The following is a 25,257-nucleotide window of genomic DNA, read 5'->3' as shown; positions in this document are numbered from 1 at the left end:
TTTAAAATTAATAAAAATTTGAGTGATTCAGTACTTAATCGTGAAGATTATTGTTCTTATTTTTAAGATAAAATAATCCGATGATGAGACACACAGCGGCAACTCCAATCGGATACCACAGTCCTTCAAGGTACCAGGTTGCGTGTCCTGCTTCTTTGCCTGTCGTAACCAGGTAAGTGGCAACTGCGGGGAGAAGGCCTCCGAAAACTCCATTTCCGATATGGTAAGGCAAAGACATTGAAGTATAACGGATTCTCACCGGGAACATTTCAACAAGGAAAGCGGCAATTGGCCCGTAAACCATTGTTACAAATATTACCTGAATAAATACAAGGAAAATCAGATACCATTTTGTATCATCGCTTAGCTTTACTGTTTGGGAAACTTTAGGTTCTTCGGCTTTTCCGTCTTTCATTACCGGGCCGCTTGGAGACCAATGAGTAATGCTGTCTTTTTTGATTAAAGTCCCATCTGTGTAAAGTGTTTCTTTATGGAATGTAAAGAGGCTGTCGGTGGCAATATCGTTATGTATTTTGGCGGTTCTTTTCTCTGTAATTCCATTAGCAGCAACGGTTTTGTTTTCCAGATTGACACTTTTAAACATACTGTCATAAATAGGCCGGTAGGCTAAAATAGCGATCAGCATTCCTGTCATCATAACGGCTTTTCTTCCGATCTTATCAGAAAGCCATCCAAAGAATACAAAAAAAGGTGTTCCTAAAAATAAAGCCGTAGCCATCAGGGAATCTACCTGTGCAGACTCTACATTCATCACCTTTTGCAGGAAACTCATGGCATAGAATTGTCCCGTATACCAGATAACACCTTGTCCCATTGCGGCCCCGAATAATGCCAATAGTACAAATTTGAAGTTGTATTTATTTCCGAAACTTTCTTTTAATGGGTTTTTAGAAGTCTTTCCTTCGCTTTTCGCTTTGGCAAAAAGTGGAGATTCCTTCATGTTCTTTCTGATGATATAAGAAACTCCCACCATCAAAATAGAGATCCAGAAAGGAACCCTCCATCCCCAACTGTCAAATTCTTCAGGAGAAAGAGATGTTTTTGTGATCAGAATTACAATCAGTGATATGAAAAGTCCTGCCGTTGCTGTAGTTTGGATCCATGAGGTCCAGTATCCTCTTCGATGAGGTTGGGCGTACTCGGCAACATAGGTAGCTGCTCCTCCGTATTCTCCTCCCAGAGCCAATCCTTGTAGTAATCTCAAAATCAGAACCAGAACAGGAGCCATGAATCCTATGGTTTCATAGCTGGGAATACATCCAATAAGGAATGTAGAAAATCCCATGATCAGCAGAGTGACAAGAAAAGTATATTTTCTTCCTATAATATCTCCCAGTCTTCCGAAGAATAAAGCTCCGAAAGGCCTTACCACAAATCCTGCAGCAAACGTGGCTAGCGTAGATAAAAATGCTGCAGTAGGATTATCTGCCGGGAAAAATTTGGTAGCTAAAACGATAGCTAAACTTCCGAAAATGTAGAAATCATACCATTCTATAAGTGTTCCGAGGGATGAGGCTGTAATTACGCTCCAGATGGTACGGTTTTTCTGCCTTTCGGTCATATTTTCGTAGTTTTCGTGATGATTTTCGCTCATATAGATTAGTTTTTGTGTTATTGGAATAGAGTATTAAGTCATTCAAGATGAAATTAATTTTAAACCTTTTCGTTATTCTTAGGTTTTTTTATAAGTAGATCTGGAACTGTACAATGAATTCTCCTTTTGAAGAGGGACTTTCCGTAGGACTTGTATATACAGGCCTTGTTGAATATTGGGTGGTGATTTTTGCATGATGTCCGTCTATGAACCAGTTGGCTCCTACATCAAATTGATTGGATGAGTGATCAAAAGCTTCAAAGCTTTTATGGGTATAGGCTGCAAAAGGCTGTATTCTGATTTTGGGTTTTTCTGCCTGGCTTGGCAATAGTAAACCTGCCTGTGCATAGATAATATTACCTGTTCCGATGGTTGGCTGCAGATTTCCGGGACCTGCGATAGCTTTATTTCCAATGAAATTAGGATCGGAGGCGGCAATATTCATCGTTCCCAGATTTCTTACGTAGTTCGGACCGAAATTGTAATTGTAATATCCTGCATATGCGGAAACTGCCATTTTATTTTTTGCCTGACCCAATGGAATATCAGCAAAAGCATCCACAGCAAAAAGACTAATATCATGTTTTTCAATATTGGAGTTCACAGAAGTTCTGGTTCCATCTTTCTGATGATAAAATCCGGCACCTACATTGAATACTCTTTTGGTTCCGAGATAAGAACCTACTTTAAAAGGGAGTGTATTGGACTCCTCGTCAAGGAATTGGTATTCAACATATCCTGCTTTAGAAAAATTAGGATTTCCGTTGTTGTCTACAGCTACAGCTTTTGCGGGATCGGTCACATTTGCCGGGATAAGATCAGTGGCAAAAGGTTTGTTTAAGCTGAAACGGTATTCCAGCTTTCCGTATTTGCCTTTTGCGAACATCCCAAGCTGTCTTGCGAACTGGTCAGAATTATCAATTAACGGCCAGGAGAAAACCGGAGAGTCTATGGTAAGGAAATTTAATGTGGAAGCCATGGTCATACGGGAAAGTCCCATATAATAATGAAGACCTGCTCCTAAAGATAAACTGAATTTTCCGGCTTCTCCAGGTAAAATAACTGCATATTCGTTCCAGGCATCATGGAAAAACAACTGGGTTTTCTTTCCGTTTCCATAACCTCCTGTGCCTGAAGTGCCTGTGGCACCACCGTTAATGAAAGTTTGGTTGTTGATTCCAAAGTGTAGTAGGATCATATATCTTTTAGAGATCTGAGCATAGGCCAGAGCACGTAATCTTCGGTTTCCTATGCTCCAGGAATTGTCTGTAGGTTCACCTCCAACCATACTTCCGGGATTCATTGAAGTATTTCTCAGCCAAAGCTGGTCCCATAAGATAAATCTGATAAATTTATCTCCGTCAGGATTGAGGTTTACCTTTAAGCCGCTGCCATAATCAGGAGAGCCTTGCGAGTATAGAGAACTACTGATTAGGGCTAATCCAATGAATGTAAGTAATTTCTTCATAAATTATCAATTTTTGGCGTTGTTTTTTGTGAATGCCAAATTGTAATTAATAATTTATTTACGAAAATTTAATATATATTATTGGTAATTATATAGTTTTTTGATAGTTGAGGTTTAAAAGGAAAATATAAAATAGGGATTTTATATTTTAAATGATTGATTTATATGTTTTAATATCGGTCTATTTCTTAAACCTTTCCCACTTAATCAACATATATTTGTCTGCAAACTGAGTAATAATAATCCCTGCATTTTTAATATTCTCCTCCTGTGCGATATACTCGATCAGTTCGTTTTGCTTTAAGATCTTATAGACAGGATGGAATTCGGAATGAGGAGGTCTGGTGATATTGTATTTTTTAATCCACGAACTTATGGTAACATGGGAAACACCGATAATCCTCTCAATTTCACGATAGCTTAGCCCTTCCAGATAAAGCTGGAGCGCTTTGGTAACATAATAATCATCAATCTGTTTCCCCAGCTTTTTAACGGTAAAGTAATAGTTACAGTCTTTGCAGTGAAATCTTTGTTTTTCATTGATGATACCACTTTTTACTATTTTGCTGCTGTTGCATTTTGGACAGGTGTTTTCCATAACTATATTATTTTAGCAAATATATAATAATTTAGCAAAAGTATATTTTTCATCAAAGATAAATTTACCTGTATAATATTTTTAAACAAAAAAAATATCTTTTTTATTTGGATTTAAAAGAAATTATATTTTAAATTTGCCAAAAAATTTAGATAAATAAATGGAAATAGAAATTTCCTCATGCGAACATCTAATGTATGTGAGTGAAATACAGCAGGAAATGTATGATTCTGCACAGCGTAGAGGAACGGGAATCGCAAAACGTTCTATAGAATATTTGAGTAAGAAGATTTCAGAAGGCAATGCTGTGGTAGCCACTGAAAACGGTGAGTGGGTAGGTTTTTGTTATATAGAGACCTGGTCACATGGGAAGTTTGTGGCTAATTCGGGGCTGATTGTGTCTCCGAAATTCAGGAACGGGGGAGTAGCAACTCAGATCAAACATAAAGTTTTCCAATTATCTAGAGAAAAATATCCGGAAGCAAAAGTATTCGGGTTAACAACAGGTCTTGCGGTAATGAAAATCAATAGTGATTTAGGTTATAAGCCGGTAATTTATTCTGAACTGACTCAGGATGAAGAATTCTGGAATGGCTGCAAGAACTGTGTGAACTATGATATTTTAATGAAAAAGGAACGTAAAAACTGTTTATGTACAGCCATGTTATTTGTTCCTGAAAATCAAAAAAAAAATGAGGTTGTGAACAATCAGCCTGAAAATCAATATTATGAAGAAAAAAGTCATCTTAGCGTTTAGTGGAGGTCTGGATACTTCCTACTGTGCTAAATATCTTAGTGAAACACTAGGATATGATGTGTATGCTGTAACTGTAAATACCGGAGGTTTTTCTAAGGAAGAAGAAAAAGAGTTGGAGAGAAAAGCTTTAAATCTTGGGGTCAAAGAATACAGGTGCGTAGATGCTCAGGAAGACTATTATAATTCATGTGTAAAGTATCTGATTTTCGGGAATGTATTGAAAAATAACACCTATCCTCTTTCTGTAAGTGCTGAACGTACGATTCAGGCTCAGGAAATTGCAAAATATGCAGTTGAAGTTAATGCAGATGCAATTGCTCACGGAAGTACAGGTGCGGGGAATGATCAGGTTCGTTTTGATTTGATTTTCCAGGTGATGTGTCCGAATATTGAGATCATTACGCCAATCCGTGATATGGCTTTATCCCGTGAAGAAGAGATTGAATTCCTGAAAAATCATGGGTATGAAATGGAATTCCAAAAAGCACAATATTCAGTGAATAAAGGACTTTGGGGGACTTCAGTGGGAGGAAAAGAAACACTGACTTCAAGAAATTATCTGCCGGAAGAAGCGTTTCCGTCACAGATCAAAGAAACTCAGCCCTCAGAACTGGAGGTAGAATTTAAAAACGGAGAAGTAATTGCTGTTAACGGAGAAAATTTTGAACATTCTGTATATGCGATCCAAAAGATTGAAGAATTAGCTTCTGCTTACGGAATTGGCCGGGATATTCATGTAGGAGATACGATTGTAGGAATTAAAGGGAGAGTGGGATTTGAAGCAGCTGCAGCATCAGTGATTATCAAAGCACATCATTTATTGGAGAAACATACGCTTTCAAAATATCAGCAGATGATGAAGTCTCAATTATCCGATTGGTATGGAAACTGGCTTCATGAAGCGCTTTTCCTGGATCCTGTAATGAGAAATATAGAATCCTTTTTAACAGATTCTCAGAAAACTGTAACTGGAAAAGTATTTGTAACCCTTCATCCGTACAGATTTGTTTTGAACGGTATTGAATCTGATCATGATTTAATGTCTGATAAATTCGGAAGCTATGGTGAAGCAAACAGAGCCTGGACGGGAGACGATGTAAAAGGATATACCAAGATTGTAAGCAATTCTTTAAATATATATCATCAGATCAATCAAAATATCAACTAGTTCCGAGGGGACGATTTAATAAAAGACAGGAGATGTTCCTGTTGATTACAATATGAAGAAAACAGTAGGAATAGTTGGTGCCAACGGTTATACAGGAAGTGAGCTGATTCGTTTGCTGGCTTTCCATCCCCATGTGACATTGAGTTTTTTATATAGTCGTTCGAATTCGGGAACAAGAATATCGGATCTGTACCCGGATTTAACGACGGTTTGTGAAAAAGTTCTGACGGATAAACCTGAAGAGGTAGACATTCTTTTTCTATGTCTTCCCCACAAAGAAAGTCAGAATTGGTTAGCTCAAAACCCTGTTAAAGATGAAACGTTAGTCATTGATTTAGGAAATGATTTCCGTTTGGATGGAAATTTTGAAAATAGAAATTTTATCTACGGATTGCCTGAAGTTAATAAAAAACAACTGCTGGGAGCAAAAAGTATTGCTAATCCGGGATGTTTTGCAACGGCAATTCAATTGGCTTTGCTGCCTTTAGCAGACAAGAAAATGCTGGACGAAGTTTTTACAACGGGAATCACAGGTTCTACGGGAGCCGGGCAGTCTTTACAGGCAACGACGCATTTTACGTGGAGAAATGATAATGTATCGGCGTATAAAACTTTGACACATCAGCATGTAGATGAGATTTTACAACAATTGGTGTCATTCAATAATAAAGAAGTAAACCTGAATTTTGTTCCGTGGAGAGGAGATTTTGCAAGAGGGATTTTTACAAGCTCCACCATGAAGACGGATATGGAGCTGGAGGAAATAGAGCAATTATATCAGGATTTCTATGCGGAGGAACCTTTTGTTACAGTTAGCAAAAACGCAATTGATTTAAAACAGGTTGTCAATACCAATCGCTGTGTGATTCAGATCGAAAAGAATGGAAATGTTATTGTTGTTCATTCAGCGATTGACAATTTGTTAAAAGGCGCTTCAGGACAAGCGGTACAGAATATGAATCTGGCTATGAACTGGGAGGAAAATGCAGGATTGAATTTAAAACCGATAGCATTCTAACATAAAATGTAATAATAAGGTAGAAAGTTGCAGATGATAGGTTGTAGTAGTATAAAGAATAACTATTTAGACCTGTAAACTTTCAACCATCAACTAACAACTAGCAACAAAAAATGAATTTATTCAACGTATATCCATTATTCAATATAAATCCGGTTAAAGCACAAGGTTCTTTTCTTTGGGATGATAAAGGAGAACAGTATCTTGATTTTTATGGAGGTCATGCAGTAATCTCTATTGGTCATAATCATCCGCATTATCAGAATAAGCTGAAGGACCAATTGGAAAAAATATCTTTTTATTCCAATTCTGTTCAGAATGAATTACAGACTGAGCTTGCAGAAAAGTTAGGTAAGCTTTCCGGATATGAAGACTACCATCTTTTCTTATGTAATTCAGGAGCTGAAGCTAATGAAAATGCTTTAAAACTGGCTTCATTTCATAATGGGAAAAGCAAGGTCCTTTATTTTTCTGGCTCATTTCATGGAAGAACTTCCGCAGCAGTTTCTGTAACAGACAATCCGAAAATTGTTGCTCCGGTTAACTTTTCAGAAAGATTTATCAAATCAGAATGGAATGATGTACAAGGGCTTGAAGAAGCTTTTGAGAAGTATGGAAATGAAATCTCTTCTGTAATTATAGAAGGAATTCAAGGAGTAGGAGGAATTATGATTCCTACACAGGAATTTTTATCTAAAATTAAAGAACTGTGCGAAAAATATGATGCTGTTCTTATTTTGGATGAGGTGCAGTCAGGATACGGAAGAAGCGGCTATTTCTTTGCGCACCAGGAATTTGATATTCAGCCGGATATTATTACAACGGCTAAAGGAATGGGAAATGGCTTTCCCGTGGGCGGAGTTTTGATTCATCCGAAATTCCAGGCAAGTAACGGTTTGCTGGGAACAACATTCGGTGGAAATCATCTGGCTTGTGCGGCTTCAATTGCTGTTCTGGATGTAATGAAAGATGAAAATCTTATCGAAAATGCTCAACAGATGGGTGAGTATATTGAAAATGAAATTAAAGAATTACCACATATTAAATCCATCCGAAGGAAAGGGTTGATGATTGGAATAGAGCTGGACAGAGACTGTTCTGAAGTGAGGAAAAGTTTACTATTTGATCATCATATTTTCACCGGAAACTCAAATGATAAAAGTGTTTTAAGGATTCTTCCGGCACTGAATATCAAAAAAGAGGAAACGGATCTTTTTATCAAGGCCTTGAAAACAGTATTAGAAGGAATCTAAACAAGCAGCCGGCCTTTAAGATCTTTTAACCATAAAAGCTTTTATGTCTTTTTGGTTAGATCAAAAATTTATAGGTAAAAATCTTTAAAATCAATTCAAAATGAAAAAATTTACCACTGTAAGTGATGTTGAAAGCTTACAGGGAATCATAAAAAAAGCTTTAGAAATAAAAGCAGATCCGCTTTCTGAAACAGAAAAAGGGAAAGGAAAAACAATAGGACTTGTATTTTTAAATTCCAGCCTTAGAACTCGTCTGAGCAGTCAGATTGCAGCTCAAAATCTGGGATTGAATGTGCTGACATTAAACGCAGCACAGGAAGCCTGGAATCTTGAATTTGCTGATGGAGCAGTAATGAACGGTGATACGGTGGAGCACATTAAAGATGCTATTGAAGTTCTGAATCAATATTGTGACATCATTGCAGTGCGTTGTTTTGCAGGAATGAAGAGCAAAGAAGATGATGTGAATGAAAGTATTCTAAGCCAGTTCGAAAAACATGCAAAAGTGCCTGTGGTTTCGTTGGAGTCGGCAACCCGCCACCCGCTGCAAAGCCTGGCAGACTGTATCACAATTACGGAAAACTGGAAAAAAGATCGTAAACCAAAAGTTGTATTAACCTGGGCTCCGCATATTAAACCTATTGCACATGCTGTTGGAAACTCTTTTGCAGAATGGATGCAGGAAATGGATGTAGAGTTGGTAATTGCGAATCCGGAAGGGTATGATCTAGATACAAATTTTACAAAAGATGTAAAAGTAATTCATGATCAGGATGAGGCGTTAAAAGATGCTGATTTCATTTATGTTAAAAACTGGTCCTCTTTTGATGATTACGCTGCTATGCCGGAAGTGAAAGGAGATTGGATGTTAACCAATGCGAAACTAGACAATACTAATCAGGCAAAAGTAATGCACTGTCTTCCCGTTCGCCGTAATGTGGAATTGAGTGATGAGGTAATGGACGGAGAAAATTCAATTATTTATCAGCAGGCAAAGAACCGTATTTTCTCAGCGCAGGCTGTATTCAGTGAAATTTTAGATGAACTGAATGCCGGATAATCCTCTGCTGATTGATCCTTGTCAAGGTTCTAAACTCTGACAAGGATTGGAAGAAGTAAGAATCTAAAAGAACATACAATGAAAGAAAAGTTATACATCATAAAAATTGGCGGAGCGCTCATTGATGATGAACAATTACTGGATCAGTTTTTAGATCAGTTTTCAGAAATAAGAGAAAAGAAGATTCTTGTTCACGGCGGTGGAAAATTAGCAACAACTTTGGCTGATAAGCTTGGTGTAGAGCAAAAGATGATCAATGGAAGAAGGATTACCGATAAAGAAACACTGGATATTGTGACGATGGTGTATGCAGGAGGAATCAATAAAAATATTGTTGAAAAACTGCAGCAGAAGAAATGCAATGCAATCGGTTTTTCTGGAGCAGACGGAAATTTGATTAAAGCTAAGAAGAGAGAAGATCCTGAGATTGATTTTGGGTTTGTGGGAGATATCAGTAAAAAAAGTGTGAATAAGAAGCTGCTTTCGAAATTGATCAAACTGGATCTTGTTCCTGTGTTTTCAGCGATTACTCATGACAGAAAAGGAAACCTTTTCAATACCAACGCAGATACAATTGCCTCTGTGATGGCTCAGGCCTTAACTGAAAAATATGAAGTTGAACTGTTGTATTGTTTTGATAAAATAGGTGTTCTTGAAGATGTAAATGATCCGGAATCCTTAATCAAAACCGTATCTGAAGAAGAGTTTACGGTTTTAAAAGAAGAAGGAAAACTTCACAAAGGGATTTTACCCAAACTTGAAAATGCTCTTGGAGCTATAAAAAATAATGTAGATAAAGTGTTTCTGATCAAAGAAACCGAATTGAAAAACCATATAGAAAATCATCATGCAGGAACTGAAATCTGTTTATAATAAAGAAGAATTGTTGAATAATGCGGTCGGATTACTTAAAAATTTGATTGAAATTCCTTCATTTAGTAAAGATGAATTCAATACATCGGTAGAGATTGAAAACTTTTTCAAGAAACATCAGATCCCTACCAAACGCTTTAAAAATAATATCTGGGCGGTTAATAAGCATTTTGATGTATTCAAACCGTCAGTTTTGCTGAATACCCATCATGATACGGTAAAGCCGAATAAAGCATACACACTTGATCCGTTTGTGCCGATTGAAAAAGATGGAAAGTTATACGGTTTGGGAAGTAATGATGCCGGAGCGTCTCTTGTTTCCATGGCTCAGGTATTTTTACATTTTTTTGATAAAGAAGATTTAAAATATAATTTAGTTATTGCTTTGACAGCTGAGGAGGAGATTTCAGGATTTGATGGAATTGAAGCTCTTTTTCCGCAACTACCCAATGTAGAACTCGCTATTGTAGGAGAACCCACGCAGATGAATCTGGCGATTGCCGAAAAAGGACTTCTGGTGATTGATGGAGAAATGAAAGGAACTCCTTCTCATGCTGCTCATCCTAATGATGATAACTCGATTATAAAATGTATGGAGGATCTGCAGAGTATTTTAAACTTTGAATTTCCCAAAGTGTCAGAATATCTGGGAGAAGTTAAGGTTACTTTATCGGGGATCCGTGCCGGAGTACAGCATAATGTAGTGCCGGAGTCGTGCAACTTTACGCTGGATGTGAGGGTAACAGATGAATATTCAAACAAAGAAGCTTTTGAAATTATTCAGTCTCAGATGAAATCTACACTTACAGCGAGATCTTTCAGGCTGAACTCTTCAAAGATAGAAATGGATCATCCGTTTGTACAGGCTGGTCTTGAAATAGGGAGGACAACCTACGGATCACCAACTTCCTCTGATCAGGCGATTATTCCATGTACTTCTGTGAAATTGGGGCCTGGAGACAGCAGGCGCTCTCACACAGCAGATGAATATATCTATATCAGCGAAATAGAAGAAGGTATAGAAATCTACATCAGAATTTTAGAAAAAGTGTTATAAAATGGAAGATGGGTGTAGGACGATGGAAGTTATTACAGTATGTGATTAACTTCCAGCTTTCAGCCTCAGACTTCCAGTTCAATATATGTTTTGACGTTGCTCAGCAGGCATTAAAAGTTGAGTTTTTAATAAGGATTTATGCAAAAAAGAATATTAGAAATGAAAACTTTACATAAGGAAATGTTTTTTTATAGTTAATAGTAATAAGGATTGCCTTGCTGGGCATGTCAAAATCATCAAATATTTTAAATCAGGTTTATTGTGAAATCATCATCGGAATTTTCCGGTACATAGAAATAGGTAAAAAGATCATTACATAGGAGACCTTAGTTAAATAAAGATTTACATATGAAAAAAATATGGCAGAAGGATGACCTTGCCACCAATATATTAGTTAATCAGTTTACAGTCGGGAAAGATCTTGACTTTGATGAGCGCCTTGCAAAATACGATGTAAAAGGTTCAATGGCACATTGTAAAATGCTTGCAGAAACAGGGATTATTTCTCACGAAGAATCGCAGCAGATGCTGTCTGTTTTAAATATTATTTTAGAAAAAATTGAAGACGGGAGTTTTGAAATTGATAAAGAAGCTGAGGATATCCATTCTCAGGTAGAAGCAATCCTGATCGAAGAATTAGGCGATACAGGAAAGAAAATTCACACTGCAAGATCAAGAAATGATCAGGTTTTGCTGGATATTAAATTGTATTTGCTGGATGAGATCCGTGAGATCACAGCACTTACGGATGAGTTTTTTCAGATCCTGATTCAGTTGGCAGATCAACATAAAAATGTATTGCTTCCAGGATATACCCATTTGCAGATTGCAATGCCTTCATCTTTTGGATTGTGGTTCGGTGCTTATGCAGAAGCACTTCTGGATGATGTTGAAATGCTATTTTCAGTAAAAAATATCATCAATAAAAATCCGTTGGGATCTGCTGCAGGTTATGGTTCCTCATTTCCTATCAATCGTGAAAGCACGACTTATAACTTAGGCTTCCAGTCAATGAACTATAATTCAGTATATGCTCAGATGACCCGTGGGAAATCGGAAAAAATATTGGCAATGTCGATGGCTACTTTAGCCGGAACTCTTGGTAAATTTGCATATGATGTATGTCTGTATCTGAATCAGAATTTTGATTTCATCAGCTTTCCGAAAGAATTTACCACGGGGAGCAGTATTATGCCTCATAAAAAGAATCCGGATATCTTTGAACTGGTGCGTGCGCGATGCAGCAGAATCCAGTCTCTTCCTAATGAGTTGATTCTTTTAACCAATAATCTTCCTTCAGGATATCACAGAGATGTACAATTGACTAAAGAAATTCTTTTCCCTGCCATCGATTCTTTAAAAGAATGTTTAGAGATATTGAGTTATACTTTGCCGAATATTCAGGTAAAAGACGGAATTCTGGAGGATGAGAAATACAAATATCTGTTCAGTGTAGAAAAGATTAATGAGGAAGTGAAAAACGGAAGCTCATTCCGCGATGCTTATGTAAAAGTAGGACAGGAGATAGAAAATAATGAGTTTGAGTTCGAACCGGGAAACCTCGATCATACCCATCAGGGAAGTATCGGAAATCTTTGTTTGGACAAAATAGAATACCAGTTCAATAAACTGAAGAATAAATTATTGGGTTAGAATCAAAACCATTAAGGTTGTAGTATGCTTAAGCTGGAGTTGCGGAGTTTTGATACTTTAGCTACTGCCTTACATCCGTTTGTAAATCCTTAATCTTAAATCTTACCTGCTTAGGTAATCTTAATGGTTTGATTTTACTCTGCTCTTTGAATTTAATGATTGACTATATTATTAAGGTAGATGAAGACTTTAAAGTAAGTTAAAAAAGCATTATAGTTTTAAAATTCGCCTGCGAATTCCTTAATTACTCTTCTCCCTTATATATGAAGCTTTTAAATTTTCTTTTACGCCTTTGCGTTTTTCTAACAAAATAAGAGATCGAAAGAAAATATGTTATAGACACAAAGGCGCAAAATGATAATGATGTATATTGTTTTTTAAGACACAAGAAAATCAAAAATTTTCAGCAAGTGAAACCGGAATTAATATTGAGCTTAAAATAAAAGGACTTATTCCAGATCAATTTTAAACTTGGTAGATTTTTTCACCTCGTGAAGTACGATGGAACTGTGGTATTGTCCAATGTTAGGGAGGTTGGAAATAACATTAACAGCAAATTCATTATAAGAGTTGATATCTTTGGCGATGATCTTCAGCATATAATCGTATTCCCCGGAAAGACTGGTGATTTCCTGAACCTCGTCATATTTCCCGATGTTTTTCTCAAAAGTTTCCAATACTTTCTTGGACTGCTCTTTAAGACGAACATTGCAATACACGATAATATTTAACCCCAGTTTCTCACGGTTTAAAAGTCCAACATATTTTTCAATGATCCCATGTTTTTCCAATTGTTTGATTCTTTCATACGTAGGGGTAAAGGTAAGACCAATCCTTTCGGAAATTTCCTTAACAGATAATGTAGAGTCTTCCTGAATAATGCTGAGAATCATTTTGTCTTTTAAATCCATAGAACTAATTTGAGTTTTTAACAAAAATATTAATTTTAAATGACAATAAGGAAAGACTGAAGTTTTTAATTTATTTTAAACTTAATTTTTGTAGGTTCATAAAATTGTTGTATCTTTGCACCTAATGAATAAAAAAGTATTTATATCATTAGATTTACCGGGCGAAAGCGCCCTTTACGATATTTATTGTTATTAAGCGAAGATTGTTGTCTTCGCTTTTTTTATGCCCAAAAATAAGAATTATGTTTACGATTACAGAACTAAGCACCGAGAGAATCAACAGTATACTGACAGAAGCTCTGGCTTTTGCAAACGGTAAAACTGCGAAAATTGAAGGAGAAGTTTTTTGCTCAAATCTTTTCTTCGAAGACAGTACAAGAACGAAAACAAGTTTTGATCTTGCAGAAAGAAAACTAGGACTGCAGGTTGTTCCTTTTGATGCTTCTCACAGTTCGGTAAACAAAGGAGAGAGCCTTTATGATACGGTAAGAACCATTGAAAGTATAGGAGTCAATTTGGTGGTCATTCGAGATAAGAAAGACCGATATTTTGAAGAATTAGAAAATATAAATATTCCTGTAATTAATGGAGGGGACGGAACAGGAAATCACCCTTCTCAATGTATGCTGGACCTGATGACTATCTATCAGGAATTCGGAACATTTGAAGGATTAAAAGTTGGAATTGTAGGAGATGTAAAACACAGCCGTGTGGCCAACTCAAACGCAGAAGCATTAAGAAGATTAGGAGCAAAAGTATATTTCTCAGGACCGGAACAATGGTTTGACGAAGGTGCCCTAATCAACGGAACTTACCTTTCTGTAGATGAACTGATCGCAGAAGTAGATGTGCTGATGTTATTGAGAATCCAACATGAAAGACATGACGCCGCTATGAGCTTCAGCGCATCGGAATACCATAAAAGATATGGTTTAACAAAAGAAAGAGAGCAGGCTATGAAAAAAGAAGCCATCATTATGCATCCGGCTCCCATCAACAGAGGAGTTGAGATTGATTCAGACCTTGTGGAATGCAAAAGATCAAGAGTCTTCAAGCAAATGCAAAATGGAGTTTTCGCAAGAATGGCGATTTTAAAAGAAGCGTTAGAAAGTAAGGGATATACCTTTGAATAAAAAGAGTCAAGATAAAAACAAAAAGTATAGCGAGCCCCGGAGGGGCGACCTGTTAATAGCAATGGGGAAACCCACGGAAACAAAAGGATATAGATAATCCAAGCCCCGGAGGGGCGACCTGCTAATAGCCATAGGTGCAACCTGTGGATATAATAAAGAGAAAGATTATATAAGCCTCGTAGAGGCGACCTGTTAATAAAAAAAGAAAATCTAAATAGAAAAAATGAAGAAAAAATTAATACTGGAGTCCGGTGAAGTGTTTCATGGAGAAGGTTTCGGAGCAGAATTGGAAACTGCAGGGGAAGTAGTTTTCAATACCGGAATGACAGGGTATCAGGAATTGATCTCTGACCCGTCTTATTGCGGTCAGATAGTTTGTATGACCTATCCGCTTATCGGGAATTATGGTATTAACCGTGATGATTATGAAAGTATCGAGCCGGCAATCAAAGGGCTTATCGTAAAAGAACTTTGCGATCTTCCTTCCAATTTCCGTACTCAGATTACTTTAGATGAATTATTTAAAAAGAAAAACCTTTCAGGAATTTCAGGGATAGATACAAGAAGACTAACAAGAATTCTTCGTAATTCCGGAGTGGTGAAAGGAAAAATTGTAAATGCTGATGCAGATGAAAATGCAGTAGCATCAGAACTGAAGTCAACAAACTTCCCAACCAATCAGGTAGAAGAGGTTTCTACAAAAACACCTTATGCAAATCCTAACAGAGGCTTTAAAGTAGTACTGGTAGACTTCGGAGCAAAACTGGGTATCATCAGAGAATTATCTCAAAGAAATTGCGATATCATTGTAGTTTCTCAGGATACGACAGCAGAAGAGATCCTGTTGATGAATCCGGATGGAATTATGTTATCAAATGGTCCTGGTGACCCGGAAGATGTACCACACGCTTTAGATATGATCAGAGGATTATTAGGAAAAGTTCCAATCTTCGGAATTTGTTTAGGACATCAGCTCATTGGTCTTGCTTGTGGAGCAAAAACTTTCAAGCTGAAATTCGGACACAGAGGAGGAAACCACCCGGTGTTAGACTTAGAAAAAAACAGAGTAGCAATTACTTCTCAGAACCATGGATATGCCGTAGATCAGGAAAGTTTAAAAGGAACAGACCTCATAGAAACGCACATCGCTCTGAATGACAGAACAAACGAAGGATTGAAACACAAAATTTACCCTTGTTTCTCAGTTCAGTATCACCCGGAAGCAAGCCCTGGCCCTGAAGATGCAAACTACCTGTTTGATGAGTTCATTCAAATGATGGAGGACTTTAAGAAGTAAGAAAGACATCAGATATTAGACATCAGATAACAGACTCTATCATGCATAATTTTGAAAAACTGGTTTTTTGGAAGAAATCTATAGAACTTGCAAAACAAGTCTATATAATTTGTGCTGATCTCCCAAAGGATGAAAAGTTTGGTCTGGTTTCTCAAATTAAAAGATCTGTAATCTCTATTCCTTCTAATATAGCAGAAGGAGCAGGAAGAAATAATGACAGAAAGTTTTATCATTTTCTTGGAATTGCAAATGCTTCCTCTTTTGAGTTACAGACACAGTTAATTTTAACCAGAGAATTAAATTTGCTCGAAGTAGAAAAAGTTAATAGTTTAATATCAAATCTGAATGAAATTCAAAGAATGATTTATACATTCAAATCTAATTTAAAAAAGTAAAACACGATATTGGAAGTCTGACATCTGACATCTAACATCTTGTATCTAAAAAAAGAAAAATGGCAAAACGTACAGATATAAAAACAATTTTAGTAATCGGTTCAGGACCTATCATTATCGGTCAGGCAGCTGAATTTGATTACGCAGGAACGCAGGCTTGTCTGTCTTTGAAAGAAGAAGGCTACAAAGTAATTTTGATCAATTCAAACCCTGCAACAATCATGACGGATGTTGAAATCGCGGATAAAGTATACATCGAGCCGATTTCCTTACAGTTTGTAAGCCACATCATCAGAAAAGAGCGTCCGGATGCACTATTACCAACGCTTGGAGGTCAGACAGGACTGAACATGGCAGTGGAATTGGAAAAATCAGGAATTCTTGAAGAATGCAAAGTGGAAGTATTGGGAACGAAGCTTTCTGCAATCAACAGAGCAGAAGACAGAGATCTTTTCCGTGAGCTGATGAGAGAATTGAATGAGCCGGTACCAGAATCTGATATCGTGAATACAGTAGAAGGAGCGCTAGCTTTCGCTGATGAGATTGGTTATCCTGTAATTGTTCGTCCTGCTTTTACGATGGGAGGAACCGGAGGAGGTATTGCTTCCACAGAAGTTGAATTGAAAGAGATTGCTGAATTGGGATTAAAACACAGCCCGGTTACTCAGTGTCTTATTGAAAAATCAATTGCAGGTTTTAAAGAAATAGAATACGAAGTAATGCGTGATGCCAACGACAATGCGATTGTGGTTTGTAACATGGAAAATATAGATCCGGTAGGTGTTCACACAGGAGACTCTATCGTAGTAGCACCTTCTCAGACGCTTTCAGACAGAGAGTATCAATTACTGAGAAATGCCTCTTTAAAAATCATCAGAGCTTTAGGAATTGAAGGTGGGTGTAACGTACAGCTGGCTCTGGATCCACATTCGTTCGATTACTATATCATCGAAGTAAACCCGAGAGTATCCCGTTCATCAGCGTTAGCAAGTAAGGCAACAGGATACCCGATTGCAAAGATCGCAGCAAAGATCGCAGTAGGATTAACACTGGATGAAATTATGAATCCGGTAACAGGGAAAACATACGCATGTTTTGAACCGGCTCTTGACTATGTGGTGACAAAATTCCCAAGATTTCCATTCGATAAATTCGAAACTGCGGACAGAAGACTTTCAACTCAGATGAAAGCAACCGGAGAAGTAATGGCGATCGGAAGAAATCTTGAAGAATCTTTACAGAAAGCTATCCGTTCATTAGAAACAGGAATCAAGCATTTAGGCTTAAAAACCAAGCAGGCGCAGGCTCTTACTGCTGAAGAAATCGAAAGAAGAATTAGAGTGTGTGATGATGAGAGATTATTCATCATCGGAGATGCGTTAAGAAGAGGATACGATTGGGAACAGATTGTAGAATGGAGTAAAATTGATAAATTCTTCATCTGGAAACTGAAGAAATTAGTTGACTTCGAAAAAGTTATCGCAGCTAATAAATTTGACAAAGAAACATTAATTGAAGCTAAGAGATTAGGTTTCGCAGATATCAATATCGCTGTTCTTTGGGATGTAAAAGAACGTGAGGTATTCAATTTCAGAAAAGAAAACGGGGTAATGCCGGTTTATAAAATGGTAGATACCTGTGCTGCTGAGTTTGAATCTGAAACCCCTTATTTCTACGGAACTTATGAAGAAGAGAATGAAAGTGTAGTTTCAGACAAAGAAAAGATCATCGTACTTGGTTCAGGACCTATCAGAATCGGGCAAGGTGTAGAATTTGATTATGCAACCGTTCACTCTGTATGGGCAATCAAAGAAATGGGTTACGAAGCAATTATTATCAATAACAACCCTGAAACTGTTTCTACAGATTTCTCCATCTCTGATAAACTATACTTCGAACCACTTACAGAAGAGGATGTAATGAACATCATCGAGCTTGAAAAACCTAAAGGAGTAGTGGTACAGTTCGGAGGACAGACTGCAATTAACCTTGCAGATAAATTAGCTTCTCACGGAGTACAGATCTTAGGAACTTCATTAGAAGATCTTGACAGAGCTGAAAACAGAGATAAATTCGAGAAAGCCCTTCAGGAACTTGGAATTCCTCAGCCAAAAGGAAGAACTTCAACTTCTAAAGAAGAAGCGATCAAAATTGCCAACGAAATTGGTTACCCGGTATTGGTTCGTCCGAGCTACGTTCTTGGAGGTAGAGCAATGGAGATTGTATATGCTGAAGCAGAATTAGCTCATTATATGGAGTACGCGGTAGATGCGAGTCCTGAACACCCGGTATTGGTAGACAAATACATGGTAGGGAAAGAAATAGAAGTAGATGCAATCTGTGACGGAGAAACAGTAGTTATCCCAGGAATTATGGAGCACATCGAAAGAGCAGGAGTTCACTCCGGAGACTCAATCGCGGTATATCCACCACAAAATATTTCTCAGAGCGAAATCGATACTTTGGTAGACTATACGAAGAGACTGGCAAAAGGTCTGAATGTTATCGGGTTAATGAATATCCAGTATGTTCTTTTCGAAGGAAATGTATATGTGATCGAAGTAAACCCACGTTCTTCAAGAACAGTTCCTTTCTTATCCAAAATTACAGAAGTTCCGATGGCTAACCTTGCTACAAAAGCGATCTTAGGACAAAAACTGAAAGATCTTGGATATGAACACGGATTAGTTCCAAATAAAGAAGGCGTTTTTGTAAAAGTTCCGGTGTTCTCTTTCTCAAAACTAACAAAAGTGGATATCTCTCTAGGGCCTGAAATGAAGTCAACGGGAGAGGTTATGGGGAAAGACACAACGCTTGAAAAAGCACTTTACAAAGGATTGGTTGCTGCAGGAAGAAAAGTTCCGATGCACGGTTCAATCCTGTTTACAGTAGCAGATAAGCATAAAGAAGAAGCTGCGGCTCTTGCAGCAAGATTCCACGAAGTAGGATTCAGAATCTGGGCAACAGAAGGAACAGCAAAGTTCTTCGAAGAAAAAGGAATTCCTTGCAAAATAGGATACAAAATCGGTGAAGAAAGTGTAAACCTTATCGATCTGATTCAGAAAGGAAAAGTTCAGTATGTTGTGAATACCACTACAAAAGGTAAGCAGGCAGAAAGAGACGGATTCCAGATCAGAAGAATGAGTGTGGAGAATGGTGTTCCTTGCTTAACTTCAATGGATACGGTAGAAGCCATTTTAAAAGTAATCGAAAGTATGAGCTTCAAAATGGAGACAATGTAATTTCGAAGAAAAAAATAAATACCATAAACCTCATAGATCTTAAAAATCTATGAGGTTTTTTTTGCAGTTATATTGAATTTCTTAATTTTATTATATTCCTAATTTAAATGAAAGGAGTTAAAAACAACCTGCCATAATAACCAATATATGAATACCCAGGAACAAATCCAGAACTACATCAACAGCCAATCAGAAACGAAGAGTAAAGATATGCAGGAGCTGCATCAGCTCATTTTAAAAACGTTGCCAGAGTGCAGATTATGGTTTCTGGATGGGAAAAATGAGGAAAATAAAACAGTTTCGAATCCCAATATCGGATATGGGGCTTATCTTATGCAGTATGCTGACGGAAGTAATAAAGAATTTTACCGCATCGGAATGAGTGCCAATACAACAGGAATTTCAGTATATATTATGGGAATTAAGGATAAAAACTATCTGCCCCAAACCTATGGAAAAGAAATAGGTAAGGCAAACGTAACAGGGTATTGTATTAAATTCAAAGCATTAAAGGAGATAAACATTCAAGTTCTGCAAGCAGCGATACAATACGGAGCTGAACTGGGATTCTGATTACAGGGTTGAAACAAAAGATAATATCACTTTTATAAATGGGCTGGTAAAGGTATGTATAGCAGTTGAAGACGAGATAGAGGATGGAATCAGTTAAATGAACTATCCTTCTCCATCTTCAGATTGTGTTTCAATTTTCAGTTTTTTTGCATACTGGCTGGGAGATATTCCGGTAATTTTTTTAAAATTACGGTTAAAACTTGTTTTGGAATTGAATCCACATTCAAAAGCCAGAGACAACAATGTGTACTGCCTGCTTCCAGGCTGTAAAAGTAACTGCTTGAAAGACTCGGTCCTCAAAGTATTGATATAATCATAGAAATTTTTTCCTTCTTTTGAATTAATGACCTGAGACAGCATACCTGGTTGTATATCCAGTATTTTGGCAAGATCTCCTAAAGTAAGCTCGGGATCTTTATAGCATTCTTCTTCCTTCATTAATAGGGCAAGTTGGGCCTGAATTTCAAACGCTTTAGTGTCTTCAAGCTTTGTTTTTTCATATTTTACAGAATCAATAGCTTCAGGAATAGCTGTAGCTGTTGGCGGTATATCACTTTCAAGTGCAATAGGCTGAATCACCTCATGGCTTGATGATACATTAGAAAAAATACCCACCTGGCGAATACCGAAATATCCAATGAAAAAAATAAATAAAGCAACGGCAACGTACAGAGCCTGCACCGATTGTATAAAAATTACAATAATCCAGATAATACTCATTCCTGCAATAAGATATTGCATCCAGTTAAGAGTAATCTTATCCGTATTAGAAAACTGACCCACAATATTGTGCTGATGTCTGCGCAACAGAATGAGCGATCCTGCTACATAAGCCACACCTGAAATCATAATGGCAGCTACTATACCATGAAATAAAGATTTATAGGCTGGCACGGTTAATAAAGAACTAAACTGAGCCCCTGGAAGTATGAAGAAGAGTAAGACAGCCACCAATACAGCTGGAATATAATGAATAAAGTATCGCCGCCCATTACTTTGTTGGCTGCTTAAAAATAAAATATACAAATAAAGAAAAGGACCGTGAAGAAAAGGTAATGGTAGTTCCCATCCCAATAACAGAGGGGTTTTATAGATAGCTCCGGAAGCATAGCCTGCAATAAACAACAGGTGAATCAGAGCAAAAAAAAGCCAGGTACACAGAATCCTGTCAGCAATGCTTTTATGCTGTTTACTGATCAATATAATGAAAAGGAACGATGATATCGAAATCCCGCCTATGTAAATAAGTTCCCAGCCTATTGCCATTGTAATAACAAATCTAAAAAAGTAAAAATAGCAAATAATCAGCCTGTTATATTTTTTTCTTCAAAAGGTTTATATATTCCATACCAAAATACTTTCTATTCGGCTGATATCCAATTCTTTTTTATTTATAGAGCCTGATGCCTATTCCTACTTCCAGATAAATCAGATTGGTCAATGTTCCCTGTGGGTAATATTGGATGGGGCTAAAAGGAAGGTACAGTCTGGTATCAAATGTATATCTCTTTTTTCCCACTGAAAGCTCATACATCAGGCCATAATCGGCAACTGTACTATGAGTACTGATACTTACCTCGTCCAGATCCGGATGGTTCAGTGTTTCTTTAAAAGCAACATGCCTGATTCCGCCCAGTGCCAATAGGGTATGCCGGCTTTTTCCCTTTTTTCCGTACAAAGAATAGCCAATTCCCAGTTTTTGGGATAAAGAATAATTGTAATGAGTTTTGATGTATTGCTCAGAATTATTTGCGAACAGTAAAAAACTGATCATGGAGTGGGAGACTGCAGAAAATCTAAGATTCAACGGGTGGAGCACCATTACTGATACAGTAGGTTTTATGGGGCTTCCCGTAGCTCCGATAGCAGGTTTAATTTCAAGTACCCTTTTTTTCCGGATTGTGTCCTGTGCGTGTAGCTTGACACCAATACATGTAAAAAGACAAATCAATAATAGTAAACGCATATAAAAGATTAAAGTTGATGAAAATAAAAAGAGATAGCTTTCCGGATATTAGTCTTTTTAGAGCCCAGATGGTCCAGCCCTCCTGCCAGATTATATGCTTGAGAGAACCCTGTATAATGTTGGCTGAGAATCAAACGGAATGCTTCTATAGGCGGAAGCATTCCTCCATCTTCCAGCTCTCCTGCAGCTAGAAAGAATCTACCATTTCGGGCCTGGTTTCCGGGCCTGTTTTTTTTTTCGTGGATAAGTACAATCTGATTTCCCACCCAAAGTGAAGGACTCAGGCAAAGATAACTTCCAAAGATGTCCGGATAATTGGTAAAACAATATGCACTTAAGAGCCCTCCTGCGGAATGCCCTAAGATAGTCCGGTCTTCTCTGGATTGGGCTGCATGGAACTCATTTTCAATTCTGGGAATCAATTCATTATTAATGACTTTCACAAACTCATCAGCCCGGCCGGTACCGCTTTTATAAGGTACAGGCAGATAATCATCTAATCGGTCATTACCCCAGCCGATACCTACAACAAGAACATCATAACGCTGGAATTTTTCGGATTGTTTTTGAACCTCCTGAGCGACCAAATTAAAATCCCATTTTGAATCCAAAACATATAATGCTTTATATTTTGAAGCTGTAGAATAGTTTTTTGGCAGTGCCACTTTGATAGGATAAGTACTTCCGTTAATCGAAGATGTAAAACTAAAGTCCTTTACATGGTTCTGATCAAATTCTTCCTCCCGGCAAGCAGTTAAAAGAAACAGGATAATACCAAGACACGTGATAACAGATATTTTCATTTAGATCGGTTTTTATTGAGAGCGTTTTTTGAATGTTGACAATGCAAAATTAATGGTGCAGTTGATGCCGGGCGCTCCATCTTATAAGGTGGTCTTTGTTTTAAATGTCAATGAATAAGCGTGTTACGTTATCGGTTGTTGAGAATGGTAATAGAGATGGCTAAAAGGGGAGTTTCCCATGTATGGATTGAAAAATAACAAAATGATAAGAATCTAATGATAGAGAAAAATGGTTTTTCAGCCTTTACAGATCATTCGGAAATTAGAATATAAAAAAAGGATTTTAAAAGCTGTTATTTTTTGCCGATTTATTTATAAATTAGAGCGTTAAAATTCAGATTGTTAATGATATTTAAAAACCGATAGAAATTCCACCAAATTAAAAATAACCATGGCAGAGTACCACGCAAAATCAATCAATTCTTTATCTTTTGAAGTGTCAAAAGACAGCCAGTTTGTAGGGAGACTTATATATAAAAGCTGGTTCAAATTTAATGCAGAAATTGAGATTGGAAACCGTTTTTACCTGGTAGAGCCAAAAGGTTTTTGGGGAACAACTATCGAGCTGAAAGACAATGAAAGAGTGATTCTGAAGTTCCGGATGAACTGGAATGGTGAAATTGTGATACAAACCTATTTTGATGAGGTAAAACAAGGCTTTCTTTTTAAACACAGGGGAATATTTAAAGAATCATTTGTTCTTACCGATCAGCAGGGAAATGAACTTTTTGTGATGAAGCCCCATTTGAAGTGGAGTTCTATGAATTATGAATACGACATTACCACCTCTGAAACGTTTGAAACCCTTTTCAATAAAGAAATATTACTAATCAATTCTTTGCATTGTGCCAATTATTATATGTCGATGATTTCTTCCGCCGTAATCTAACCGCTGATGAACAATCATGATCCTATCTTAGAACACTTCAGCCGGTATATAAAAATAAGTGAAGCTTTAGAAAAAGAGCTTACAGAGAGACTGTCTCTTCATATTTTTGAAAAAGGAGAACTTGTACAGGATGCTGATAAGATCTGTACCAAAAGCTATTTTATTCTTAATGGTTTGGTGAGAACCTATTATCTGAAAGACGGCGTGGAGATCAGTGAATATTTTTCCTGTGAAAATGAATGGATCAATTCTCCCAAAAGCTTTATAGAAAGGACAAAAGACATCTATTATATCGACTGTCTCGAAAAAACAGAAACTTTCTGCCTGAAAGTAAATGATCTCGGCTATCTTTTTGATCATTTCCCGGAAATGGAACGATATGCAAGACTCTCGATGGGAAGCGTATTCGGACATTTGATGGAGCGTATCACCTCACAAAGATTCACTACGGCAAAAGAAAAATACGAACATTTTTTACAGGTATACAAAGGCGTTTATCACAGGGTTCCGCTGGGGATGGTTGCTTCTTATCTTGGTATTACACAGTCTACATTGAGCAGATTACGAGCGGAAAAGTAGTTTTTGATCTAGAGCAAAAATAAATCGGATCCACTGGAATATTTTTGTCAAAAAAAGTCATGAAACGATTATTTGAAATTTTCTTCTTTTTGCTGATGGGGATTGTAGTGAAAGCTCAGGATACAATTCACTCAAAAAATACAGATGCGGTTCTATATCTTCCGCAAAAAAATATAAAAGGACTGATTGTAGGCCTCGGAGGCTCTGAAGGAGGGAATGCCTGGGCATCCAACCATTGGAAATCGGTGAGGGATCAGTTTCTCGGTAAAGATTATGCTTTTCTGGCAGTTGCTTACTTCGGATCAAAAAATTCTCCCAAGCTTCTTGAAAAGATTGAAATCCAGGATGTTTATAATACCATATCCATCGCAAAACAGAAAATTCATACAGATAAAATAGCAATTGTCGGAGGCTCTCGGGGAGCAGATCTGGCTTTGCTTTTAGGAAGTTATTATCCTGATATTTCTTGTATCATTGCGCTTTCGGCCAGTCATGCGGTTTTCCCGGGAAATACCAGTCATTTTTCTACTTCCAGCTGGACATTTGGAGGAAGAGAACTTCCTTTTGTCCCTGTAAATGAAGCGGCAGTTCCTTTTATGATACAAAGGAATATAAGAAAAGCGTTTGAAGCAATGCTTCAGGATAAAGAGGCCGAAAGCAGATCTCTTATAAAAGTTGAGAATGCTAAAGCTTCCATTTTACTGATGTCTGGTAATCAAGATGAAATCTGTCCTTCCTCTGATATGTCGGAGAAAATGATCCAAAGACTTAAAAACAGCCATTTTAAATACCATTATGAGCACATACAATGGCAGGGTGGTCATACTGAACCTTACAAACATTTTGACCGGATTTTTGCTTTTCTTCAAAAATATTTCTAATATTTTAAACTTAAATACTTCACCATAGAGGGTTTTCAAATTTTGGAAACCCTTTGTTTATGCGCTTT

General features: G+C 37.2%; 24 protein-coding genes. 17 read left to right on the top strand and 7 right to left on the bottom strand.

Going from position 1 to position 25,257, the window contains the following annotated elements:
- Positions 1–34 precede the first annotated feature (34 nt).
- The 3 genes from F3J23_RS12795 to F3J23_RS12785 form a co-directional block, all read right to left on the bottom strand.
- A complete protein-coding gene (locus tag F3J23_RS12795) occupies positions 35–1,615 on the bottom strand; it encodes an MFS transporter (protein ID WP_167029398.1) in 1,581 nt (526 codons plus the stop codon).
- An 88-nt stretch (positions 1,616–1,703) separates the two neighbouring features.
- Positions 1,704–3,083: a porin gene (locus F3J23_RS12790; RefSeq protein WP_167029396.1), complete on the bottom strand. Its 1,380-nt coding sequence runs from the start codon at positions 3,081–3,083 to the stop codon at positions 1,704–1,706.
- A 181-nt stretch (positions 3,084–3,264) separates the two neighbouring features.
- The gene (locus F3J23_RS12785) at positions 3,265–3,681 is read right to left on the bottom strand and encodes a helix-turn-helix domain-containing protein (protein ID WP_167029391.1); all 417 of its coding nucleotides are present in this window, start codon (positions 3,679–3,681) and stop codon (positions 3,265–3,267) included.
- A gap of 160 nt (positions 3,682–3,841) precedes the next feature.
- Between F3J23_RS12785 and F3J23_RS12780 the strand changes: the two genes are divergently transcribed.
- The 9 genes from F3J23_RS12780 to argH all read left to right on the top strand — a co-directional run bounded on the left by F3J23_RS12780 (position 3,842) and on the right by argH (position 12,520).
- Positions 3,842–4,438, top strand: a complete 597-nt coding sequence (locus F3J23_RS12780) for a GNAT family N-acetyltransferase (RefSeq protein WP_228455335.1) — start codon at positions 3,842–3,844, stop codon at positions 4,436–4,438.
- Entirely contained in the window at positions 4,410–5,606 is a 1,197-nt protein-coding gene (gene argG / locus F3J23_RS12775; protein ID WP_167029388.1) for an argininosuccinate synthase, read from the top strand. Before F3J23_RS12780 ends, argG begins: the two co-directional genes overlap by 29 nt.
- A gap of 52 nt (positions 5,607–5,658) precedes the next feature.
- A complete protein-coding gene (argC, locus tag F3J23_RS12770; RefSeq protein ID WP_167029385.1) occupies positions 5,659–6,624 on the top strand; it encodes an N-acetyl-gamma-glutamyl-phosphate reductase in 966 nt (321 codons plus the stop codon).
- 113 nt (positions 6,625–6,737) lie between these two features.
- Positions 6,738–7,877: an aspartate aminotransferase family protein gene (locus F3J23_RS12765; protein ID WP_167029383.1), complete on the top strand. Its 1,140-nt coding sequence runs from the start codon at positions 6,738–6,740 to the stop codon at positions 7,875–7,877.
- A gap of 100 nt (positions 7,878–7,977) precedes the next feature.
- The gene (locus tag F3J23_RS12760) at positions 7,978–8,937 is read left to right on the top strand and encodes an N-acetylornithine carbamoyltransferase (protein ID WP_167029380.1); all 960 of its coding nucleotides are present in this window, start codon (positions 7,978–7,980) and stop codon (positions 8,935–8,937) included.
- A gap of 78 nt (positions 8,938–9,015) precedes the next feature.
- Positions 9,016–9,810 carry an acetylglutamate kinase gene (argB, locus tag F3J23_RS12755; RefSeq protein ID WP_167029377.1) on the top strand — a complete coding sequence of 265 codons (795 nt, stop codon included), beginning with the start codon at positions 9,016–9,018 and terminating at the stop codon, positions 9,808–9,810.
- Positions 9,785–10,867 (top strand): M20 family metallo-hydrolase, encoded by a 1,083-nt coding sequence (locus F3J23_RS12750; RefSeq protein ID WP_167029374.1) that lies wholly within the window; start codon positions 9,785–9,787, stop codon positions 10,865–10,867. Before argB ends, F3J23_RS12750 begins: the two co-directional genes overlap by 26 nt.
- 8 nt (positions 10,868–10,875) lie before the next feature.
- Positions 10,876–11,043 (top strand): hypothetical protein, encoded by a 168-nt coding sequence (locus F3J23_RS12745; RefSeq protein ID WP_167029371.1) that lies wholly within the window; start codon positions 10,876–10,878, stop codon positions 11,041–11,043.
- A gap of 172 nt (positions 11,044–11,215) precedes the next feature.
- Positions 11,216–12,520: an argininosuccinate lyase gene (gene argH / locus F3J23_RS12740; protein ID WP_167029368.1), complete on the top strand. Its 1,305-nt coding sequence runs from the start codon at positions 11,216–11,218 to the stop codon at positions 12,518–12,520.
- Positions 12,521–12,969: 449 nt separating this feature from the next.
- On the opposite strand, the gene F3J23_RS12735 is transcribed toward argH, so the two are convergent.
- Complete coding sequence (locus F3J23_RS12735; RefSeq protein ID WP_167029365.1) at positions 12,970–13,431, bottom strand: Lrp/AsnC family transcriptional regulator; 462 nt, start codon at positions 13,429–13,431, stop codon at positions 12,970–12,972.
- 242 nt (positions 13,432–13,673) lie between these two features.
- Here F3J23_RS12735 and F3J23_RS12730 point away from each other — a divergent pair, with 242 nt between their 5' ends.
- The 5 genes from F3J23_RS12730 to F3J23_RS12710 all read left to right on the top strand — a co-directional run bounded on the left by F3J23_RS12730 (position 13,674) and on the right by F3J23_RS12710 (position 20,071).
- Entirely contained in the window at positions 13,674–14,564 is an 891-nt protein-coding gene (locus F3J23_RS12730) for an aspartate carbamoyltransferase catalytic subunit (RefSeq protein ID WP_167029362.1), read from the top strand.
- Positions 14,565–14,787: 223 nt separating this feature from the next.
- The gene (locus tag F3J23_RS12725) at positions 14,788–15,861 is read left to right on the top strand and encodes a carbamoyl phosphate synthase small subunit (protein WP_167029359.1); all 1,074 of its coding nucleotides are present in this window, start codon (positions 14,788–14,790) and stop codon (positions 15,859–15,861) included.
- A gap of 41 nt (positions 15,862–15,902) precedes the next feature.
- Complete coding sequence (locus F3J23_RS12720; RefSeq protein WP_167029356.1) at positions 15,903–16,256, top strand: four helix bundle protein; 354 nt, start codon at positions 15,903–15,905, stop codon at positions 16,254–16,256.
- A gap of 59 nt (positions 16,257–16,315) precedes the next feature.
- Positions 16,316–19,498: a carbamoyl-phosphate synthase large subunit gene (carB, locus tag F3J23_RS12715; RefSeq protein ID WP_167029353.1), complete on the top strand. Its 3,183-nt coding sequence runs from the start codon at positions 16,316–16,318 to the stop codon at positions 19,496–19,498.
- A gap of 147 nt (positions 19,499–19,645) precedes the next feature.
- Positions 19,646–20,071, top strand: a complete 426-nt coding sequence (locus F3J23_RS12710; RefSeq protein WP_167029350.1) for a DUF1801 domain-containing protein — start codon at positions 19,646–19,648, stop codon at positions 20,069–20,071.
- A gap of 102 nt (positions 20,072–20,173) precedes the next feature.
- On the opposite strand, the gene F3J23_RS12705 is transcribed toward F3J23_RS12710, so the two are convergent.
- The 3 genes from F3J23_RS12705 to F3J23_RS12695 form a co-directional block, all read right to left on the bottom strand.
- Entirely contained in the window at positions 20,174–21,337 is a 1,164-nt protein-coding gene (locus tag F3J23_RS12705) for an AraC family transcriptional regulator (RefSeq protein WP_167029347.1), read from the bottom strand.
- A gap of 121 nt (positions 21,338–21,458) precedes the next feature.
- Complete coding sequence (locus F3J23_RS12700; protein ID WP_167029344.1) at positions 21,459–22,037, bottom strand: hypothetical protein; 579 nt, start codon at positions 22,035–22,037, stop codon at positions 21,459–21,461.
- An 8-nt stretch (positions 22,038–22,045) separates the two neighbouring features.
- A complete protein-coding gene (locus tag F3J23_RS12695; protein ID WP_167029342.1) occupies positions 22,046–22,840 on the bottom strand; it encodes an alpha/beta hydrolase in 795 nt (264 codons plus the stop codon).
- A gap of 391 nt (positions 22,841–23,231) precedes the next feature.
- Between F3J23_RS12695 and F3J23_RS12690 the strand changes: the two genes are divergently transcribed.
- The 3 genes from F3J23_RS12690 to F3J23_RS12680 are packed head-to-tail and all read left to right on the top strand — an operon-like array spanning position 23,232 to position 25,189.
- Positions 23,232–23,729: a hypothetical protein gene (locus tag F3J23_RS12690; protein ID WP_167029339.1), complete on the top strand. Its 498-nt coding sequence runs from the start codon at positions 23,232–23,234 to the stop codon at positions 23,727–23,729.
- A gap of 6 nt (positions 23,730–23,735) precedes the next feature.
- Positions 23,736–24,308, top strand: a complete 573-nt coding sequence (locus F3J23_RS12685; RefSeq protein ID WP_167029336.1) for a Crp/Fnr family transcriptional regulator — start codon at positions 23,736–23,738, stop codon at positions 24,306–24,308.
- 59 nt (positions 24,309–24,367) lie between these two features.
- Complete coding sequence (locus tag F3J23_RS12680; protein ID WP_167029333.1) at positions 24,368–25,189, top strand: acyl-CoA thioester hydrolase/BAAT C-terminal domain-containing protein; 822 nt, start codon at positions 24,368–24,370, stop codon at positions 25,187–25,189.
- Positions 25,190–25,257 lie beyond the last annotated feature (68 nt).

It is taken from the genome of Chryseobacterium sp. Tr-659, assembly GCF_011752975.1.
Classification (GTDB): Bacteria; Bacteroidota; Bacteroidia; order Flavobacteriales; family Weeksellaceae; genus Chryseobacterium.
The sequence above is the reverse complement of the archived record's forward strand: the minus strand, read 5'-3'. Positions and strand labels throughout refer to the sequence as shown.

Bases quoted from the DNA above. Each gene is read 5' to 3' on its own strand.
- F3J23_RS12795 (WP_167029398.1), bottom strand. From the start codon at position 1,615: ATGAGCGAAAATCATCACGAAAACTACGAAAATATGACCGAAAGGCAG.
- F3J23_RS12790 (WP_167029396.1), bottom strand. From the start codon at position 3,083: ATGAAGAAATTACTTACATTCATTGGATTAGCCCTAATCAGTAGTTCT.
- F3J23_RS12785 (WP_167029391.1), bottom strand. From the start codon at position 3,681: ATGGAAAACACCTGTCCAAAATGCAACAGCAGCAAAATAGTAAAAAGT.
- F3J23_RS12780 (WP_228455335.1), top strand. From the start codon at position 3,842: ATGGAAATAGAAATTTCCTCATGCGAACATCTAATGTATGTGAGTGAA.
- argG (WP_167029388.1), top strand. From the start codon at position 4,410: ATGAAGAAAAAAGTCATCTTAGCGTTTAGTGGAGGTCTGGATACTTCC.
- argC (WP_167029385.1), top strand. From the start codon at position 5,659: ATGAAGAAAACAGTAGGAATAGTTGGTGCCAACGGTTATACAGGAAGT.
- F3J23_RS12765 (WP_167029383.1), top strand. From the start codon at position 6,738: ATGAATTTATTCAACGTATATCCATTATTCAATATAAATCCGGTTAAA.
- F3J23_RS12760 (WP_167029380.1), top strand. From the start codon at position 7,978: ATGAAAAAATTTACCACTGTAAGTGATGTTGAAAGCTTACAGGGAATC.
- argB (WP_167029377.1), top strand. From the start codon at position 9,016: ATGAAAGAAAAGTTATACATCATAAAAATTGGCGGAGCGCTCATTGAT.
- F3J23_RS12750 (WP_167029374.1), top strand. From the start codon at position 9,785: ATGCAGGAACTGAAATCTGTTTATAATAAAGAAGAATTGTTGAATAAT.
- F3J23_RS12745 (WP_167029371.1), top strand. From the start codon at position 10,876: ATGGGTGTAGGACGATGGAAGTTATTACAGTATGTGATTAACTTCCAG.
- argH (WP_167029368.1), top strand. From the start codon at position 11,216: ATGAAAAAAATATGGCAGAAGGATGACCTTGCCACCAATATATTAGTT.
- F3J23_RS12735 (WP_167029365.1), bottom strand. From the start codon at position 13,431: ATGGATTTAAAAGACAAAATGATTCTCAGCATTATTCAGGAAGACTCT.
- F3J23_RS12730 (WP_167029362.1), top strand. From the start codon at position 13,674: ATGTTTACGATTACAGAACTAAGCACCGAGAGAATCAACAGTATACTG.
- F3J23_RS12725 (WP_167029359.1), top strand. From the start codon at position 14,788: ATGAAGAAAAAATTAATACTGGAGTCCGGTGAAGTGTTTCATGGAGAA.
- F3J23_RS12720 (WP_167029356.1), top strand. From the start codon at position 15,903: ATGCATAATTTTGAAAAACTGGTTTTTTGGAAGAAATCTATAGAACTT.
- carB (WP_167029353.1), top strand. From the start codon at position 16,316: ATGGCAAAACGTACAGATATAAAAACAATTTTAGTAATCGGTTCAGGA.
- F3J23_RS12710 (WP_167029350.1), top strand. From the start codon at position 19,646: ATGAATACCCAGGAACAAATCCAGAACTACATCAACAGCCAATCAGAA.
- F3J23_RS12705 (WP_167029347.1), bottom strand. From the start codon at position 21,337: ATGGCAATAGGCTGGGAACTTATTTACATAGGCGGGATTTCGATATCA.
- F3J23_RS12700 (WP_167029344.1), bottom strand. From the start codon at position 22,037: ATGCGTTTACTATTATTGATTTGTCTTTTTACATGTATTGGTGTCAAG.
- F3J23_RS12695 (WP_167029342.1), bottom strand. From the start codon at position 22,840: ATGAAAATATCTGTTATCACGTGTCTTGGTATTATCCTGTTTCTTTTA.
- F3J23_RS12690 (WP_167029339.1), top strand. From the start codon at position 23,232: ATGGCAGAGTACCACGCAAAATCAATCAATTCTTTATCTTTTGAAGTG.
- F3J23_RS12685 (WP_167029336.1), top strand. From the start codon at position 23,736: ATGAACAATCATGATCCTATCTTAGAACACTTCAGCCGGTATATAAAA.
- F3J23_RS12680 (WP_167029333.1), top strand. From the start codon at position 24,368: ATGAAACGATTATTTGAAATTTTCTTCTTTTTGCTGATGGGGATTGTA.